Here is a 17,049-nt window from a genome sequence, read left to right as displayed (position 1 = left end):
GATGTGATGGCGCATCAGCCACAAATCCGCATTCCCGCCACCTATATGCGTGGCGGCACCAGCAAGGGCGTGTTCTTTCGCCTTCAGGACCTGCCCGCCGCCGCGCAGGTGCCGGGCGCGGCGCGCGACGCGCTGCTCATGCGCGTGATCGGCAGCCCGGACCCGTATGGCAAGCAGATCGACGGCATGGGCGGGGCGACGTCGAGCACGAGCAAGACGGTCATCATCGCGAAAAGCGAGCGGCCGGGGCACGATGTGGACTATCTGTTCGGCCAGGTGTCGATCGACCAGAAGTTCGTCGACTGGAGCGGCAATTGCGGCAATCTGTCGGCGGCCGTCGGCCCGTTCGCGATCAGCGGCGCACTGGTCGATCCGGCGCGGGTGCCGCGCGATGGCGTGGCCGTCGTGCGTATCTGGCAGGCCAACATCGGCAAGACGATCATTGCGCATGTGCCGATGACGAACGGTGCGGTGCAGGAGACGGGGGATTTCGAACTCGACGGCGTGACGTTCCCGGCCGCCGAAGTGCAACTCGAATTCCTCGATCCGGCCGCCGAGGAAGACGGTGAGGGCGGTGCCATGTTCCCGACCGGCAATCTCGTCGACGATCTCGAGGTGCCCGGCGTAGGCACCTTCAAGGCGACGATGATCAACGCCGGCATTCCGACGATCTTCCTCAACGCGGAAGACATCGGCTATCGGGGCACCGAGTTGCAGGACGCGATCAACAGCGATCCGAAAGCGCTCGCGATGTTCGAGACTATCCGCGCGCACGGCGCGATCCGCATGGGGTTGATCAAGGACGTGTCCGAAGCGGCAACGCGCCAGCACACGCCGAAGGTCGCGTTCGTCGCGAAGCCGGCCGGTTATACGGCGTCGAGCGGTAAGGCCGTGAATCCCGGCGACATCGATCTGCTGGTGCGTGCCCTGTCGATGGGCAAGCTGCATCATGCGATGATGGGTACGGCGGCGGTCTGCATCGGTGCGGCGGCGGCGATTCCGGGTACGCTGGTCAATCTGGCCGCCGGTGGCGGCGCGCGTAACGCGGTGCGCTTCGGGCATCCCTCGGGCACCCTGCGCGTGGGCGCGGAAGCGAAACAGGAGGGCGGCGAGTGGACGGTCACCAAGGCTATCATGAGCCGTAGCGCCCGAGTGTTGATGGAAGGCTGGGTGCGTATTCCCGGAGACGCGTTTTGACAACGTAATGACAGGAGGTAGTCGATGTCTGCCGGTATCTCGAACGTGCGTCCTTCTCCCGACAAGGTTCTCGCGGACATTGTCGACTACGTCCTGACCTATGAGATCCGCAGCGATCTCGCCTTCGACACCGCTCGCAACTGCCTGATCGATACGCTCGGGTGCGGTTTCGAAGCGTTGTCCTATCCGGCCTGCACCAAGCTGTTGGGCCCCATCGTGCCGGGTACGGTGGTGCCGAACGGGGCGAAAGTCCCCGGCACGCCGTATCAACTCGATCCGGTGCAGGCAGCGTTCAGTCTGGGCGCGATGATTCGCTGGCTCGACTTCAACGACACCTGGCTGGCCGCCGAATGGGGACACCCGTCCGATAATCTCGGCGGCATTCTCATGACGGCCGATTGGCTCTCGCGCACGGCGGTGGCGCAGGGGCAGCCGCCACTGACGATGCGTCATGTGCTTGCCGCCATGATCAAGGCGCACGAGATTCAGGGCTGTCTGGCGCTGGAAAACTCGTTCAATCAGGTCGGCCTCGATCACGTCGTGCTGGTGAAAGTGGCGTCGACGGCGGTCGTCGGCGAAATGCTCGGGCTTTCGCGCGACGAACTGATCAACGCGCTCTCGCTTGCATTCGTCGACGGACAGAGTCTGCGCACATACCGTCATGCCCCTAACACCGGTAGCCGCAAGTCGTGGGCGGCGGGCGATGCGACGAGCCGCGCCGTGCGGCTCGCGCTGATGGCGCGCACCGGAGAGATGGGCTATCCGTCGGTGCTCACCGCCAAGACCTGGGGCTTCTACGACGTGCTGTTCAAGGGCAAGCCGTTCGCATTTCAGCGCCCGTACGGTTCGTATGTGATGGAGAACGTGCTGTTCAAAATTTCCTTCCCGGCCGAGTTTCACGCACAGACGGCCGCCGAGGCGGCAATGACACTTCACGGCCAGTTGAAGGCGATGGGGCGTACCGCGCAGGACATTCGCTCGGTCAAAATCCGCACGCATGCGGCCGCGATTCGCATCATCGACAAGCAGGGACCGCTCGCCAATCCGGCCGACCGCGATCACTGCATTCAGTACATGGTGGCGGTGCCGTTGCTATTCGGGCGTCTGACGGCGGCCGACTATGAGGATGCCGTCGCCGCCGATCCTCGTATCGATGCGTTGCGCGCGAATATCGTCTGCGAGGAAGACCCGCAGTTCACCCGCGACTATCACGATCCCGACAAGCGTTCGATTGCCAACGGGCTGAGCGTCACGCTGACCGACGGCACCACGCTCGGCGAAGTGCTGGTCGAATACCCGATCGGCCACATGCGCCGCCGTGCCGAGGGGATTCCGCTGCTCGTGGAGAAGTTCAAGACGAATCTGGCGCGCCGCTTCGCTGCTCGCGCACAAACGCGCATCCTCGACATCGCGCTCGATCAGCAACGGCTGGAGGCGATGCCGGTGCACCAGTTCGTGGATCTGATGGTGTGACGGGGCTGACTCGCCACGAGCCCCCGCTTGTGCTTGTCAGCCAATGTCGGGCCGCCCGGTGCTCGGCATCGCCGAATCGCCGGATGAGGCGAGTGTAGCGACGGTGCGTGCGGCTCAGCCCTTGTGGGTATAGCGCAGGCGAGTCATCTGTTCCGCGCTGTCGGCCAGCAGACCGGCCGCATCGGCAATCGCCTTTTCTAGCGTGGTGGGGCCGAACGTCAGCGAGAAGCATCCCGAGAACACGCGCGAGAGACTTTCCAGCGCGCTGCGATCGATCGCGCCCGAGAGCAGCGATGCCGTCGCCCCGGCCTTGATCGCCACCTGGGCGGCAATCATCGGCGTCTTGCCCGAAAGCGTCTGCCCGTCGCTGCGGCCTTCGCCGGTAATGAGCCAGTCGGCGCCTTCCACCGCTTGCGGCAGTCCAACGCGCTCGGCCACCACTTCCGCCCCGGAGCGGAACTGCGCCCCGAGCAAATGCAGCGCGAAGCCCAGACCGCCAGCCGCACCGGCACCGGCGCGGCTGGCCGCCTCGTTGGCACTGAACGCTCGATGGGCATGCCCGGCGAAATGGGCGATGGCACGGTCGAGCGGTTCGACCTGTGATTCGCTCACGCCTTTTTGCGGCCCGAAGATCGCCGTCGCGCCTTGTGGGCCGTTCAGCGGATTGTTCACGTCGGACATGGCGATCAGTTCGCAGTCCTTCAGACGGCCATCGAGCCCGTTCAGGTCGATCGATGCGACACGATGCAGCGCCGCAGGCACCGGCTGCACGGCTTCGCCCGATGCATCGAGCAAACGCGCGCCGAGACCGACGAGCAGACCCGCGCCGCCGTCGTTCGTGCTGCTGCCGCCCAGACCGATGAGCACGCGGCGCGCACCGGTATCGAGCAGGGCGCGCACCAGTTCGCCGAGGCCGACCGTCGAGCGCTCGGCCACCGGTGTCTGCATGCCGACGGGGTCGGTGATGCTCACCACGTTGGCGCTTTCCAGCACGCCGGTGCCGTCGGGCATGATGCCGTACTCGGCGGTGACCGACGCCTGACCCGCACCACGCACTGACAGCGGCACACGTCGACCGCCTGCGGAGAGCAGGGCGTCGAGCGTGCCTTCGCCGCCGTCGGCCATCGGGCGCAACCGCAGTTCGGCTTGCGGCAGCGCGCGAGCGATGCCGGACGCGATGGCGCGCGCGACTTCCGGAGCACTCAGTGAACCTTTGAACGAATCGGGGGCGATGACGATGATCGGGGCTTGCGCATTGCTGGACATGGAAATCGGGACAGTCGCAAAAGTGAATACGGGTTGGCTGGGCTCACATGCGCCACGTGTGGCTATCGGTCCGCTTGTTGTTCTCGCTTATGGCGTACCGGCCGGATGATTGATCCAGGGCTCGGCGGGCGGGGTGGCACGTCGGCTCGCAGCAGGGTCGGGCGCGAGGCGGTGCGGCGCAGTGTGACAGAAACCTGCAATATACGCGATTCGGGCCAGCGCGCATTGCGCGAATTGCCATGCTATGAATAACACGAGTAAGATGAGCGCCAACTGGCGATCCGTCGCCCGATCAGCCGTGTGGCCCGCAATGCGAGGCGCGGGGCGCGCGAGGGTGACGGCATTACCAGAGCAGACCGAACAAATCGGCGCGGGTTGTGGCCTGACACGAGCGCAAAAGACATTGCGTGGCCAGCAGCCCACCAGCTCAGCAGAGATAAGGCGCCGGAACCAGATACCAAACTGTCGTCACAACGATGCCCGGCTTGCCGCGGCAGCCGGAAGACATGGCGCGTGCGACGGCTATTAGCAAGTGTGGAGCGGGGGCATGAACCGGGGCAAAGACAGGAATTCCGGCACGACGCGTACGGCGCGGCGCGGTGCTACGGGGGCGGTTGCCGCAGCGAGTGTGACGCTCGCTGTGTTGCTGGCCGCATGCGCGCAAACGCCGCCCGTCGCGTCGTGCAACGATCCCCCCGTGGGCAGCGTCGCCGACGTTGCACCGGAAAATGTAAAAGTCGAGACGTTGCCTGCCTATCGGGATACGGTCGACGACGCGCGCAGTAACGGTGCCGTGTGGCAAGGTTCCTCGAAGAAGGCGTTTGCCAGCGTGAGTGCCTGCACGGCGCGTCTCTGGAAGAAGCAACTGCCTTATGCCCGCCTGCAACGGCAGAAAGCCGGCACCGGTCAGACACTCCAGCTCTCCTCGCAAGACGACGGCATTCTCGCCATTCTCGATCTTGCACCGCACAAGCCGGGTAGCCAGGGTTCGCTCTATCTCGGGTCGACCGGCCCGCAGTCGCTTGCCGACGCCGTGCGCCAGTGTCTCTGACCCTCCTGCGACGCCGATAGCGGCCGCAGTGTCATGCCGCTGTCACGGCGGCGTCATACAACGGCGGGGTATCATGACGGCGAACGTGCCGCCGGCCGGGCGGCACGAAGGCTTTTACTGTGTGCGTGCCGATGTCCCATACCGAATCCGCCGAATCCATTGATGTCTCAGAGGGACTCTCCTCTGCTGGCGATGCCGGGCAGGCCTCGCTGAACCCGCGCCAGCAGGCGCTTTTCGACGCCGTTCGCCGCGACGGCTTTCTTACGGTCGACGAACTGGCTGCGCGCTTCGATGTGACACCGCAGACCATCCGGCGCGACATCAACTTTCTGGCCGAGCGCAAATGGGTACGCCGCTACCACGGCGGGGTTGGCCTGCCGGGCGGGGCGGAGAACGACGCCTACGACGCCCGTCAGACGCATCTGGCCGATGAAAAGCGCCGCATCGCCGTACGCCTCGCGGAACAAATCCCCGATCATGCATCGATCTTCATCAATCTGGGCACCACGACGGAAGCCGTGGCCCGGGCGTTGTCTCGTCATCGCGGCTTGCGCGTCATCACGAATAACCTGCACGTCGCGGCCATGATGAGCAGCTACGCCGACGCCGAGGTCATCATCACCGGCGGCGTCGTGCGCGCCCGCGACCAGGGCGTGACCGGCGAGGCCACGCTCGACTTCATCCGTCAGTTCAAAGTCGATTTCGGCATCATCGGCATCTCCGCCATCGATACCGACGGCACGCTGCGAGACTTCGACTATCGCGAGGTCCGCGTGGCCGAGGCGATCATCGCGCACTCCCGCACCGTATTTCTGGCGGCCGATCACAGCAAGTTCGGACGTCCGGCGCTTGTCCGGCTGGGGCACCTGTCTCAGATCGACGCCCTGTTCACCGATCGCCCGGTGCCCGAAAGCATGGCGCAGGTGATCGCCGAGGCGGGCACGCTGGTACACGTCGCGGACTGACACGCGTGGCGGTCAGGGGCAGGTGCGAACTCGCACATTCGGGCAGGGAAATGCGCGAATTCGAAACTCAAACGACGTGATCTGCTAAAATCCGAGTATATATGTTCGAAAACGAATTTAATTGAACGTAAACGAACATTTTCAAACTTTCTCTGATTTAACGCCCATCACACGGGAGTGACGACGTGCAGACATCCACTCAATCGCCATCGGACAACCTGCTTGCCCCTTATGACCTGCTGGTCGTGGGCGGGGGGATCAACGGGACGGGCATTGCGCGCGACGCCGCCGGTCGCGGTTTGCGGGTGTTGCTCGTCGAGCAGGACGATCTGGCGTCTCATACTTCGTCGGCGAGCACCAAGCTGATTCATGGCGGTCTGCGCTATCTCGAGTACTACGAGTTCGGTCTGGTGCGCAAGGCGTTGCAGGAGCGTGAAGTGTTGCTGCGTGCCGCGCCGCACATCATGTGGCCGCTGCGTTTCGTGATGCCCCATATGCCGAATCTTCGTCCTGCGTGGCTGATTCGCGCGGGCCTGTTCCTTTACGATCACCTTGCTCGACGCGAAATGCTGCCCGGCTCGCGCGGTATCGATCTGCGCCGGCATCCGGCGGGTGCGCCGCTGCGCCGTGACCTGTCGCGTGGTTTCGTCTACTCGGACGGCTGGGTGCAGGACGCGCGTCTGGTCGTGCTCAACGCGCAGGACGCCGCCGAGCGCGGTGCGACGATCCTCACGCGCACGAAGCTCATCGGCGCGGATCGCGGCGAGCACATGTGGACGGCCCAGCTGGAGACGCCCGAGGGCACGCACCAGACCGTGCGTGCGCGGGCCATCGTCAATGCTGCCGGGCCGTGGGTTGGGCATCTGCTGGGCGACGTACTGCGTCAGAATGCGACGCATCGCGTGCGTATGGTCAAGGGCAGTCATATCGTGACGCGCAAGCTGTTCGATCACGATCACGCCTACATCTTCCAGAACCCTGACAAGCGCATCATCTTCGCGATTCCCTACGAGCGCGATTTCACGCTGATCGGCACGACCGATATCGAGTATCACGGCGACCCCGCGCAGGTCGAGATCGACGACGACGAGATCGTGTATCTCTGCCGGTCGGCCAGCGAATACTTCACCAAGCCGATCGTGCCTGGCGATGTCGTCTGGACTTATGCGGGCGTGCGGCCGTTGATGGAAGAAGAGGTTTCGAACCCGTCGGCCGTCACGCGCGATTACAAGCTCGAACTGGACGCGACCGGCAAGCGCGCACCGCTGCTGTCGGTGTTCGGCGGCAAGATCACGACATACCGTCGTCTCGCGGAAGAGGCGATGTCGCATCTGCATGGCCCGCTGGGCTTCACGCACGGCGACTGGACGGCGGGCGCGCCGCTGCCGGGCGGCGACATGGCCGAGCCGGATGCGGGGGTTTTCGAAACGTCGCTGCGCGCTCAGTTGCCGTGGCTGCCGCAGGCGCTGGCGCATCGTTACGCGCGCACGTACGGAACACGCACCCATGTGCTGATTGGCGAAGCGAATTCGCTCGACGCTCTGGGGCAACGCATCTGCGGCGATCTGTATGAAGCCGAGCTGCGCTATCTTGTGCAATACGAATGGGCGCGCACGGCGCAGGACGTGCTGTGGCGCCGGACCAAACTCGGTCTGCATGTCGGCAAGGACGGCGAAGCCAGCGTACAGCGATGGTTTGCACAGCACATGGAAATGGCTGCCTGACGCCCGCAGAAAAAACAGGAGACAAGCGCAATGGCAGGAGGAGCGTACATCCTCGCGTTCGACCAGGGCACGACCAGTTCGCGAGCGTTGCTGTTCGATCGCGATGGCCATGTCGTGGCGACCGCGCAGAAGGAATTCCGTCAGATCTATCCGCACCCCGGCTGGGTGGAGCACGATCCGCGCGAAATCTGGTCGACGCAGGCCGGCGTTGCCGCCGAAGCGCTGACACATGCGGGCCTGGGCGGGAGCGACATTGCTGCCATCGGCATCACGAATCAGCGCGAGACGACTGTCGTGTGGGATCGCCGCACAGGCGAGCCGGTATACAACGCCATCGTCTGGCAGGACCGCCGGACGGCGGATTTCTGCGATCAGTTGCGTGCGCAAGGCAAGGAAGATCTTGTCGCCAGCAGCACCGGACTGCGTGTCGATTCGTACTTCTCCGGCACCAAGATTCGCTGGATTCTCGATCACGTCGATGGCGCGCGCGCCGCCGCCGAAGCGGGGCACCTCGCCTTCGGCACGATCGATAGCTGGCTCGTATGGCATTTGACGGGCGGCAGGCTGCATGTGACGGATGTGTCGAACGCATCGCGCACCATGCTCTTCAACATCCACACGCTCGCGTGGGACGACGAACTTCTCGCGCTGCTCGACGTGCCGCGCAGCATGTTGCCGGAGGTGCGCTCGTCGAGCGAAGTGTTCGGACATACGGCCACGCCACTGTTCTCCGTGCCGGTGCCGATTGCGGGCATCGCGGGCGATCAGCAGGCAGCCCTCTTCGGGCAGATGTGTCTCTCGCCAGGCATGGTGAAGAACACATACGGCACGGGCTGCTTCATGGTGATGAACACCGGCAGCAAGCCGCAGGCGTCCAGTCATAACCTGCTCACGACGGTGGCCTGGAAGATCGGCAATCGGGTGGACTATGCGCTGGAGGGCAGCATCTTCATCGGCGGTGCGGTCGTGCAGTGGTTGCGTGACGGGTTGGGCATCATCCGTCACTCTCGCGACGTGGAAGCGCTCGCGACCAGCGTGCCCGACGCCGATGGTGTCGTCCTCGTGCCGGCATTCGCCGGGCTCGGCGCACCGCATTGGCAGCCACGCGCGCGGGGCACACTGTTCGGCGCGACGCGCGGCACCACCGCCGCCCATGTGGCGCGTGCGGCACTCGACAGCATTGCGTTTCAGACGCTCGACGTCTTGCGCGCGATGGAAGCCGACGCCGGTTTGCATGTGTCGGAGTTGCGGGTCGACGGTGGCGCGGCGGCCAACGATCTCCTGATGCAATGGCAGGCGGATTTGCTGGGGGCGGACGTGGTGCGTCCCAGGGTCATCGAGACGACGGCCGCAGGTGCCGCCTATCTCGCCGGACTCGCAGTGGGATTCTGGCCGGATATCGACGCGCTGCAACGCCAATGGCAGCTACAGCGGCGCTTTTCCCGCAAGCTCTCCGAGAGCGATGTCGATCGTGCTGTCAGGGGTTGGCAGCGCGCGGTGCGTGCCGCCAAGGTCTGGGCGGAAGAGGGCTGAAGCCACCTGACGAGGGTTGGCTTCAGCGTAAGGCTCTTCCGGGCGCCACATGGCGCCGGTCTCCGGCGGCATCGTGCCGCCGGTGCCGCCAACTCGCGCACCGCTCGCGCGGCTGACGGCGGGCTGACTTGGCCGGACTCGCAGGCGCGAGCGACCGGGCGCAGGGACTTAGGGCGCAAGGCCCGGTGCGGCGCATTTGCATGATCCCCTCCCTGAACATTTCCCATCGTCCGACGTCAATCGGTCACTGGTGCAGTCCGTCCGCGTCCGGGGCGCTCCCGGCGAGGGATTGGCATCGGGCGTGCCGGGGCCATGTGGCGTGCATGACTTGATTCCCGAGGCGGTCGACTCGGGCGAAGAGACTTTCCCGGAGGCGGACGGCTTGCATCCTTACCGATGCGAGAAGCATGCCAATGGCTGCAACTCATTGAATCGACAGGGAAGTTCAATGTTCGAAACGGGCTGTGCTCAGCCTTTCGGACGAAAACGTTTCAGGAATGAAAGGTGAGGGGGACGTGGTGCGCGGAACGGAGCATGGCGCTGCAGGGGGCATCCGTTCAAGGCGTCGGATGCCGCACCGGTGACGGCAAATTAGGCAATGCACTTGACACTCAATGCTGGCGGGCGTTTGCGCCGCCGGCCGAGTACTTATGCAAAGGGTTATCAACAGTAGCTGTGGATATCCTTGCCGGTCTGCCGGTGCGGAACCTGCAAAATCAGTCGGACGACGATGGGTCAGGCCGCGGGCTTCTTGCCGATGGTGAAAGCGATCTCGCCCACGCCTGCCACACCGGCGCTGACCTTGTCGCCGGGTTCGAGCGGCCCGACGCCGGCAGGCGTGCCGGTGAAGATCAGATCGCCCGCCGCGAGCTTCACGCTGCGCGAGATCTCGGCGATGAGGTCGGGCACCGACCAGATCAACTCATTGAGATCGCCGGTCTGACGATTCTCGCCGTTCACGTCCAGCCACACGCGGCCTTGCTTCGGATGACCGACTTCTGCCACCGCGTGGAGCGGGCCGCAGGGTGCCGAGGCGTCGAACGCCTTGCCCCAGTCCCATGGCCGGCGCGTGTCTTTGGCCTGTTGCTGGAGGTCGCGGCGCGTGAGATCGACGCCGACACCGTAACCCCACACCAGCGACAGCGCATGGCTGGCATCGACGTTCTCGCCGTCGGCGCCAATGGCGACGACCAGCTCGATTTCGTGATGCAGCTCGCTCGTGAGCGGCGGGTAGGGCAGTGTGCCTTCGGCGGCAACGACGGCGTCGGCCGGCTTCATGAAGAAGAACGGCGGCTCGCGATCCGGATTGCTACCCATCTCGCGCGCGTGCGCGGCGTAGTTACGGCCGACGCAGAACACGCGGCGCACCGGGAAACGAGCGTCGCTGCCTGCGACGGCGACCGACGCCTGAGGCGGGGCCGAAATAACGAATTGGCTCATGAGAAGACTCTTGGCTGAAACGAAACAATAACCAACAAAACACAGGCGCCACCACACGACGGCGCCTTGAATACCCTCACGCCTACCGGCGCAAGCGACAGTGGAGCGGCATGACGCACGGCCTCACTTGGCGAAGACCTGCGACAGGTCGGCAAATGCTTTGAACTCCAGCGCATTGCCCGCCGGGTCGTAGAAGAACAGCGTCGCCTGCTCGCCCACCTGTCCGGCGAAGCGAATATGCGGTTCGATCACGAAACGGGTCCCGGCGGCGCGCAGACGATCGGCCAGCGCATGCCACGCGGGCATGTCAAGGATAACGCCGAAATGCGGGACGGGAACCTCGTCGCCGTCGACCGGATTCGTGATGCGCTTGCCCGCCTCGTCCGGCGAGAGATGCGCGACCAGTTGATGCCCGAAAAAATCGAAATCGATCCAGTGATCCGAACTACGGCCTTCGGCGCAGCCCATCACGCCGCCGTAGAAGCGGCGGGCCGCTTCGAGGTCATCGACAGGGAACGCAAGATGAAAGAGCGGTGTAACCATGTGGGACTCCGGCGCAATGTGGGGTTGAACGAGATTCGAATGCCGCGTGGTCTCGCGGAGGTCTTTTTTCCTTGTCCATCGGCGGGCGGAACGGCCTCGCCGATTTGCTGTAGATTCTATCCATCGATAAAAATAATCAGAAACGAATAATTCAACCGCTCAGAAACAAAATTTTCGATCAATGATCCGTTACCTGAAAACCTTCGTCACGGCAGCCGAAACCGCTTCGTTCTCGGCGGCGGGCGCGCGTCTCGGACTGACGCAGTCGGCCGTGAGCGCGCAGATTCAGCGTCTCGAAGAGGATCTCGGCGTGCAGCTTTTCGAGCGAACCGGACGCGCCGTGTCGCTCTCGGACGATGGCCGCCGCCTGCTCGCGCAGGCGCAAGGGGTGATCGCCGGGTATCAGGCCATGCGCGGCGAGGCCGGGACGCACGACGCGCAAGCGGCACTGGCGCCTATCCATGTCGGTGCGATCCTCACGGTGCAGCTTGGTTTGTTGCCGGGGGCGGTGCAACGCTGGACGGCGCTCGGGGCGATGCCGCATCTGAACATCGTGCCGGGCATGTCGGTGCAATTGCTGGGGCAGCTCGACGCGAAGGAACTCGATTTGGCGGTGATGATCCGGCCACGCATCGGGGTGCCCGCCGATATGAAATGGCTCACGCTCATGCAGGAGCCTTACGTTGCCATCGCGCCGAAGGGGACTCGCGGTACGGTGGCCGATTGGGTGGCGGAGATGCCCTTCGTGCGCTACAACCGGCGCTCATACGGCGGCGATCTGGTCGAACGATACCTGCGACGGCACCGCTTCTGGGTGCGCGAAGGGGTGGAACTGGACGAGCCCGAAGTCATTCTTCGTCTGGTGCGTGCGCGGCTGGGATGGTCGATCGTGCCTGCGACGCTCATCGGCCTGCCCGTCGACGGTCAGGCTGCGGGGAAGGCGGGCAAAGCCGGCGCGGCAGCTGTTCATGGTGTTCAGGTGCTGCCGCTCTCCGGCGCGCCGCTCACACGCGAGCTGGGCGTACTCGTGCGTCAATCGGCGCTCAAACGTGCGCCGGTTGCCACGTTGATGACATGTCTCGCCGATGAAGCTCAGTCCCTGGGATAGGTTCCGGCCCTCGATTCGACCGGCGCCGTCGTTGCCCCGCCCAGTGCTTGCCAGAGCGCGGCCGTGTCTGTCAGACGAGCCCCTTGTGCGTCGAGCCGGGCACGAGTGGCGTCGAGTGCCTGCCGTTGCGCGTCGAGTAGCGAGAGATGGCTGATACCCCCCACGCGATATCGCTCGCTCGCTATCCGGAACGCCGCTTCCGCCCGGCGGGCGGCATCGTCACGGGCGGTGAGGGCGGCAGCGTCGGCCTCCAGCGCGCGCATGGCGTCGGCGACTTGCGCGAGGCCGAGCAGCACGGTGTCCTGATACGACGCCAGTGCGGCGTCGTAAGCCGCGAGCGCCGAGCGCCGTTGCGCGTGCAATTCGCCGCCGCGAAACAGCGGCTGGAGCAGGTTCATCCCGAGGCTCCAGATGTTGATGCCGTTACCCAGATCGGCCGTTCGCATACGCTGGGTGCCGAAGCTGCCGGAGAGCGTGAATTGCGGGTAAAGATTCGCAGTCGCCACGCCGACGTCGGCGCTTGCCTTGTGCAGCAGGGCTTCCGACGCGCGGATATCCGGGCGTCGCTGGGCCAGTGTCGATGGCAGGGAAACGGGAACCGTCTGCGGCAGTGTCAGGCCATTGAGATCGATGACGGGGGACGTGAACGCCCCCGGTGCCTGACCGGTCAGGCGAGCCAATTGATGATCGTATTGGGCGATCTGCAAGCGCAGCGTGGGTAACTGTGCTTCGGTCTGCGCAACGAGCGCGGCCTGATTCTCGACGTCCAGCAGTGCGACACCCCCCGCACGTTGCCGCGCGCGCGTGATATCGAGCTGTGCCCGCTGTGCGCTCGCCATGCCTTCCAGTGCCGAGAGCTGGGCTCGTGCACTGGCTTGCCGCAGGGCCGCCGTCACCACATTGCCCGCGAGCGAGAGCCGGGCGGCTTCCGCTTCGAAGCGCTGGTAGTCGATCTGGGCGGCCAGACCTTCCAGCACGCGTCGATTCCCGCCGAAGACATCCAGCGTGTAAGCGATGTTGACACTCGCGTTGTACAGGGTGAAAGGCCCGGGGCTCGGCACGCTGGTGATGCCGAACGATGCGAGATCGACCTGCTCGCGTGTGCCGGAGAGCTTCAGATCGGCCGACGGCAGCAATCGCGCACCTGCTTGCGCGCGGTAGTCTTCCTGCGCCTGACGCAACTTGGCCTGCGCTTGTCGCAGGGTCGGGCTATCGGCCAGGGCCTGGGCGACGAGCGCGTCCAGTGCGGGTGAGCCGAAGCGGGTCCACCAATGCGATGGCACGTCGTCCCCGGCAACGAGCGTTTGCGCCGCACCCTGTGCGCCGCCGGTTCCGGCGGTCGACGAGAGTTGCGTGGCGGTCGTGTATCGAGCAACGTCCGTAGGTTCCGGCGTGTGGAAGTCCGGCCCGACCGCGCAGGCAGCGAGCGTTGCGCCAAGCCCGAGCGCGAGCCATGGCAATGCGCTGCGGGCAGGGGAGTGACGACGCGCACGGTGGGCAACTCTCATGATGGCCTCAGTCGAGCGTTCGTTTGTAGAACCTGACGGCCACCGCCATGAGCACGGCGGAGAAGACCAGCAGCGGCCACAGGTCATGCCAGGCATCGCCCCATCCGTTGCCCTTGAGCAGAATGCCGCGAATGAGCCGGTTGAAATAGGTGAGCGGCAGAACATTGCCAATGGCCTGTGCCCACGCAGGCATGCCGCGAAACGGGAACATGAAGCCCGAGAGCAGCATGTTCGGCAGGAAATAGAACACGGTGAGTTGCATGGCCTGCAACTGATTCTGCGCGAACGACGAGAGCGCGATGCCCACCGTGAGATTGGCCGCGATGAAGACCAGGGCCGAGAGATAGATGGCAATCACACTGCCCTCGAACGGCACGTGAAAGACGAAACGCGCAGCGATAAGAATAATGCTCGCCTGAATCAGGCCGATGGCGATGTACGGCACAATCTTGCCCGTCATGAGTTCGACGGGCCGCACCGGCGTGGCGAGCAGATTTTCCATCGTCCCGCGCTCGCGTTCACGCACGATGGCGAGCCCCGTCATCATGGCGAGCGTCATCGTCAGAATCACCCCCATCAGCCCGGGGATGATGTTGTATTGCGTGATCCCCTCAGCGTTGTACAGCCGGTGCACCTGCACGTCGAACGGGCTCTGCCCGCCAGCGAGCGGCGCGAGCGGGCCGGTCAGATCTTTTTGCGCGACCGATTGCGCGATGGCGGGTAGCGCACCGAGTGCCGAGGCCATGGCCATTGGGTCTGTCGCGTCGGCCTCGATGAGTACCGCGGGCCGTTCGCCGCGCAACAACCGTCGCGTGAAGTCGGCGGGGATATTCAGCACGAACTGAACACGGCCCTGTGCCAGCGCGGCGCGTCCCGCTTGCTCGCTCGTGAGCCTCTCAGTCACGTGGAAGTACGCCGAGTGCTCCATCGCCGCCACGAAGCTGCGTGTGAATTCGCTGTCGTCGGCAAAGATCACCGCAGTGGGCATGTGCTTCGGATCGGTGTTGATGGCGAAGCCGAAGAGCGTCAGTTGCACGAGCGGCACGCCCACGATCATCGCGAAAGTCACGCGGTCGCGGCGCAGTTGCAGGAACTCCTTGCACACAATGCTCCACCACCGCGCGATGGAGAACCCCAGCAGCGTGCTCATGCGTGGTCTCCGAAGTTGTCCTTCGCGTGGCTCATCAGGTAGATGAAGACGTCTTCCAGGCTGGTGTCGATGGGGGTGACGCGCAGCCCGCGTGCCCCCGCCAGTTCGTGCAACACCTTGCCGAGCGTGTCGGCGTCCGGCCCGCTGACGTGCAGCGCGTCGCCGAACGCGACCGTCTGCGCCACGGCGGGTTGTGCGCGCAGTTCGCGCGCCAGATCGACGAGATTGTCGGCGTGTACCGTCCATGTCGACAGGTGCTGGCTGTCGATGATCTCCGACGCCGTGCCCTTCGCGAGCAACTCGCCGTAGGAGATGTAAGCGAGCTTGTGGCACCGCTCCGCTTCGTCCATGTAATGCGTGCTCACGAGCACGGAAATGCCGCGTGAGGCCAACTCGTGCAGTTCCTCCCAGAAGTCGCGCCGGGCGCTCGGATCGACGCCGGCGGTCGGTTCGTCGAGCAGCAACACCTGCGGCTCGTGCAGCATGCATGCCGCGAGTGCGAGGCGCTGTTTCCAGCCGCCCGAGAGTGAGCCGGTCAACTGCTTTGCGCGGCCTTTCAGGCCGAGCCCTTCAATGGCGCGATCGACCGCTTCGCGCCGGTTCGGCATGCCGTACACGCGCGCAACGAAATCCAGATTCTCGCGAATCGTCAGGTCTTCCCAGTACGAGAAGCGTTGTGTCATATAGCCGACCTGACGCTTGATTTGCGCGCTCTCGCGGACGATGTCGAAGCCCAGGCAGGTGCCGCTGCCCGAGTCGGGCGTGAGCAACCCGCACATCATGCGGATGCAGGTCGTCTTCCCGCTGCCGTTCGGGCCGAGAAAGCCGAAGATCTCGCCGCGCCGCACTTGCAGCGATACGTTCCGGACGACGTGCTTGTCACCAAAGTGCTTGTTCAGTCCGTTCACGTCGATGGCGAGATCTCCATGACCGTCGCGACTGCCTCGCAACGCAGCGGTATCGGGCGGCGGCGCGTCGCGGCCGTTCATGGGCGCGTCACCTGCACCGGCTGTCCCGGATTGAGCTTGGCGGCGTCTGCCGGGGCGGGGCGGGCTTCGATCATATAGACGAGCTTGTCGCGCGTGTCGTTGCTGTAGATGACCGGTGGCGTGTACTCCGCCTGATGGGCGACATAGGTGATGCGGGCGTCGACACCTGCGCCGCATCCGTCGCAGGCAATATGCACCGTTTGCCCGGCACTCAGGCTGCCCAGCACGGTCTCCGGCACGAAGAAGCGGACCTTGATGTTGCCCGGCGGCAGCAGCCGCAGCACGGGGCTGCCTGCCGCAACCCATTCGCCAACGCGATACATCGTGTCGTACACGCGCCCGGCAGCACTCGCCCCCGGGTGCTTTTGCGCGAGCTGCCAATCGGCCTGCGCAAGCGAGGCACGCGCCGCGTCGACTTGCGCTGCCTGGGCTTGCCGCTGAGCTTCGCGGCCCGGCAGCCTCGCCACAGCGAGGCTGCTTTGCAGTTCCTGTACGTGTGCGGTGCTGCTGCGTGCATCGGCACGGCTGGCGTCGAGTTGCTCGCGGGAAATGCCGCCTGCGGCGTATTGCGCCTGATCGCGGTCGAACTGGGCGATCGACTTGTCGCGCACGGCGATGGCCTGCTTGAGTTGCGCGGCCGATACCGCGATTTCGTCGGGACGTTTGCCGGTGTCGAGATCGCGCAATTGCGCTTCGGCGCTGGCGAGCGTCTTGCGCGCGTGGGCTTGCGCGGCAAGCTCGAACGTGGATTCGAGATCGAAAAGGGCGTCGCCCGCCTTGACCTGCTGGCCGCGCCCGACCGACAGGGTCTGAAGCGTTCCGGCCTGCGAGGAAGCGACATAGACAAACTCGCCTTCTACATAGCCTTGCCATGGCGCGGGGCCGTGATCGCCACAGCCGGTCAGCGCGGCCGTGACGGCAAGGGTCGTCGCGGTAGTGCACATGCGAGTGTATGCCTGCATGACACGCCTCGTGCGTTGCGGTTGTCCGCTGCCACCTTAGCGCAAAAGCGCCGGAGCGATCAATCCGGGGCAATCGGGGTGAGCGCCATGCGCGCACGGGGACTCTCTGCTATTGTGTGCGCACATGTCCGGCGGCGCAC

At 64.9% G+C, this 17,049-nt stretch carries 14 protein-coding genes; 7 read left to right on the top strand and 7 right to left on the bottom strand.

Features of this window, described 5'->3' with window-relative positions:
* Window positions 1–6 precede the first annotated feature (6 nt).
* Together prpF and C266_RS05425 are read left to right on the top strand one after the other, a co-directional pair.
* Window positions 7–1,197, top strand: coding sequence for a 2-methylaconitate cis-trans isomerase PrpF (gene prpF, locus C266_RS05430; protein WP_010806241.1), 1,191 nt, complete (start codon window positions 7–9; stop codon window positions 1,195–1,197).
* Window positions 1,198–1,221: 24 nt separating this feature from the next.
* Window positions 1,222–2,670, top strand: coding sequence for a bifunctional 2-methylcitrate dehydratase/aconitate hydratase (locus C266_RS05425; protein WP_010806240.1), 1,449 nt, complete (start codon window positions 1,222–1,224; stop codon window positions 2,668–2,670).
* Window positions 2,671–2,784: 114 nt separating this feature from the next.
* Here C266_RS05425 and C266_RS05420 read toward each other — a convergent pair whose 3' ends face one another.
* The gene (locus tag C266_RS05420) at window positions 2,785–3,936 is read right to left on the bottom strand and encodes a glycerate kinase (protein ID WP_010806239.1); all 1,152 of its coding nucleotides are present in this window, start codon (window positions 3,934–3,936) and stop codon (window positions 2,785–2,787) included.
* 547 nt (window positions 3,937–4,483) lie between these two features.
* Here C266_RS05420 and C266_RS05415 point away from each other — a divergent pair.
* From C266_RS05415 to glpK, 4 genes are all read left to right on the top strand, one after another.
* Complete coding sequence (locus tag C266_RS05415) at window positions 4,484–4,987, top strand: hypothetical protein (RefSeq protein ID WP_010806238.1); 504 nt, start codon at window positions 4,484–4,486, stop codon at window positions 4,985–4,987.
* Window positions 4,988–5,118: 131 nt separating this feature from the next.
* Entirely contained in the window at window positions 5,119–5,952 is an 834-nt protein-coding gene (locus C266_RS05410) for a DeoR/GlpR family DNA-binding transcription regulator (protein ID WP_010806237.1), read from the top strand.
* 185 nt (window positions 5,953–6,137) lie between these two features.
* Window positions 6,138–7,676, top strand: a complete 1,539-nt coding sequence (gene glpD, locus C266_RS05405; protein ID WP_010806236.1) for a glycerol-3-phosphate dehydrogenase — start codon at window positions 6,138–6,140, stop codon at window positions 7,674–7,676.
* 30 nt (window positions 7,677–7,706) lie between these two features.
* Window positions 7,707–9,209, top strand: coding sequence for a glycerol kinase GlpK (gene glpK, locus C266_RS05400; RefSeq protein WP_010806235.1), 1,503 nt, complete (start codon window positions 7,707–7,709; stop codon window positions 9,207–9,209).
* Window positions 9,210–9,944: 735 nt separating this feature from the next.
* On the opposite strand, the gene C266_RS05395 is transcribed toward glpK, so the two are convergent.
* Window positions 9,945–10,649 (bottom strand): fumarylacetoacetate hydrolase family protein, encoded by a 705-nt coding sequence (locus C266_RS05395; protein ID WP_010806234.1) that lies wholly within the window; start codon window positions 10,647–10,649, stop codon window positions 9,945–9,947.
* A gap of 123 nt (window positions 10,650–10,772) precedes the next feature.
* Window positions 10,773–11,192, bottom strand: coding sequence for a VOC family protein (locus C266_RS05390; RefSeq protein WP_010806233.1), 420 nt, complete (start codon window positions 11,190–11,192; stop codon window positions 10,773–10,775).
* 181 nt (window positions 11,193–11,373) lie between these two features.
* Between C266_RS05390 and C266_RS05385 the strand changes: the two genes are divergently transcribed.
* Window positions 11,374–12,300, top strand: a complete 927-nt coding sequence (locus C266_RS05385; protein WP_010806232.1) for a LysR family transcriptional regulator — start codon at window positions 11,374–11,376, stop codon at window positions 12,298–12,300.
* Here the strand turns inward: C266_RS05385 and C266_RS05380 are convergent.
* The 4 genes from C266_RS05380 to C266_RS05365 are packed head-to-tail and all read right to left on the bottom strand — an operon-like array spanning window position 12,285 to window position 16,909.
* Window positions 12,285–13,808, bottom strand: coding sequence for an efflux transporter outer membrane subunit (locus C266_RS05380; RefSeq protein WP_051126152.1), 1,524 nt, complete (start codon window positions 13,806–13,808; stop codon window positions 12,285–12,287). The genes C266_RS05385 and C266_RS05380 overlap by 16 nt on opposite strands.
* 7 nt (window positions 13,809–13,815) lie before the next feature.
* On the bottom strand, window positions 13,816–14,958 hold the full coding sequence (locus C266_RS05375) for an ABC transporter permease (RefSeq protein ID WP_010806230.1): 1,143 nt from the start codon (window positions 14,956–14,958) through the stop codon (window positions 13,816–13,818).
* Window positions 14,955–15,947 carry an ABC transporter ATP-binding protein gene (locus C266_RS05370; protein WP_010806229.1) on the bottom strand — a complete coding sequence of 331 codons (993 nt, stop codon included), beginning with the start codon at window positions 15,945–15,947 and terminating at the stop codon, window positions 14,955–14,957. The genes C266_RS05375 and C266_RS05370 overlap by 4 nt, the downstream gene beginning before the upstream one ends.
* A complete protein-coding gene (locus tag C266_RS05365; RefSeq protein ID WP_010806228.1) occupies window positions 15,944–16,909 on the bottom strand; it encodes an HlyD family secretion protein in 966 nt (321 codons plus the stop codon). The genes C266_RS05370 and C266_RS05365 overlap by 4 nt, the downstream gene beginning before the upstream one ends.
* Window positions 16,910–17,049 lie beyond the last annotated feature (140 nt).

The sequence above is a fragment of the Pandoraea sp. SD6-2 genome, assembly GCF_000389825.1.
Taxonomy (GTDB): domain Bacteria; phylum Pseudomonadota; class Gammaproteobacteria; order Burkholderiales; family Burkholderiaceae; genus Pandoraea; species Pandoraea communis.
The sequence above is the reverse complement of the archived record's forward strand: the minus strand, read 5'-3'. Positions and strand labels throughout refer to the sequence as shown.

Coding starts and splice junctions, on each gene's coding strand:
- C266_RS05375 (WP_010806230.1), bottom strand. CDS start 14,958: ATGAGCACGCTGCTGGGGTTCTCCATCGCGCGGTGGTGGAGCATTGTG.
- C266_RS05410 (WP_010806237.1), top strand. CDS start 5,119: ATGTCCCATACCGAATCCGCCGAATCCATTGATGTCTCAGAGGGACTC.
- C266_RS05380 (WP_051126152.1), bottom strand. CDS start 13,808: ATGAGAGTTGCCCACCGTGCGCGTCGTCACTCCCCTGCCCGCAGCGCA.
- C266_RS05385 (WP_010806232.1), top strand. CDS start 11,374: ATGATCCGTTACCTGAAAACCTTCGTCACGGCAGCCGAAACCGCTTCG.
- C266_RS05395 (WP_010806234.1), bottom strand. CDS start 10,649: ATGAGCCAATTCGTTATTTCGGCCCCGCCTCAGGCGTCGGTCGCCGTC.
- glpK (WP_010806235.1), top strand. CDS start 7,707: ATGGCAGGAGGAGCGTACATCCTCGCGTTCGACCAGGGCACGACCAGT.
- C266_RS05415 (WP_010806238.1), top strand. CDS start 4,484: ATGAACCGGGGCAAAGACAGGAATTCCGGCACGACGCGTACGGCGCGG.
- C266_RS05365 (WP_010806228.1), bottom strand. CDS start 16,909: ATGCAGGCATACACTCGCATGTGCACTACCGCGACGACCCTTGCCGTC.
- C266_RS05420 (WP_010806239.1), bottom strand. CDS start 3,936: ATGTCCAGCAATGCGCAAGCCCCGATCATCGTCATCGCCCCCGATTCG.
- C266_RS05390 (WP_010806233.1), bottom strand. CDS start 11,192: ATGGTTACACCGCTCTTTCATCTTGCGTTCCCTGTCGATGACCTCGAA.
- prpF (WP_010806241.1), top strand. CDS start 7: ATGGCGCATCAGCCACAAATCCGCATTCCCGCCACCTATATGCGTGGC.
- C266_RS05425 (WP_010806240.1), top strand. CDS start 1,222: ATGTCTGCCGGTATCTCGAACGTGCGTCCTTCTCCCGACAAGGTTCTC.
- C266_RS05370 (WP_010806229.1), bottom strand. CDS start 15,947: ATGAACGGCCGCGACGCGCCGCCGCCCGATACCGCTGCGTTGCGAGGC.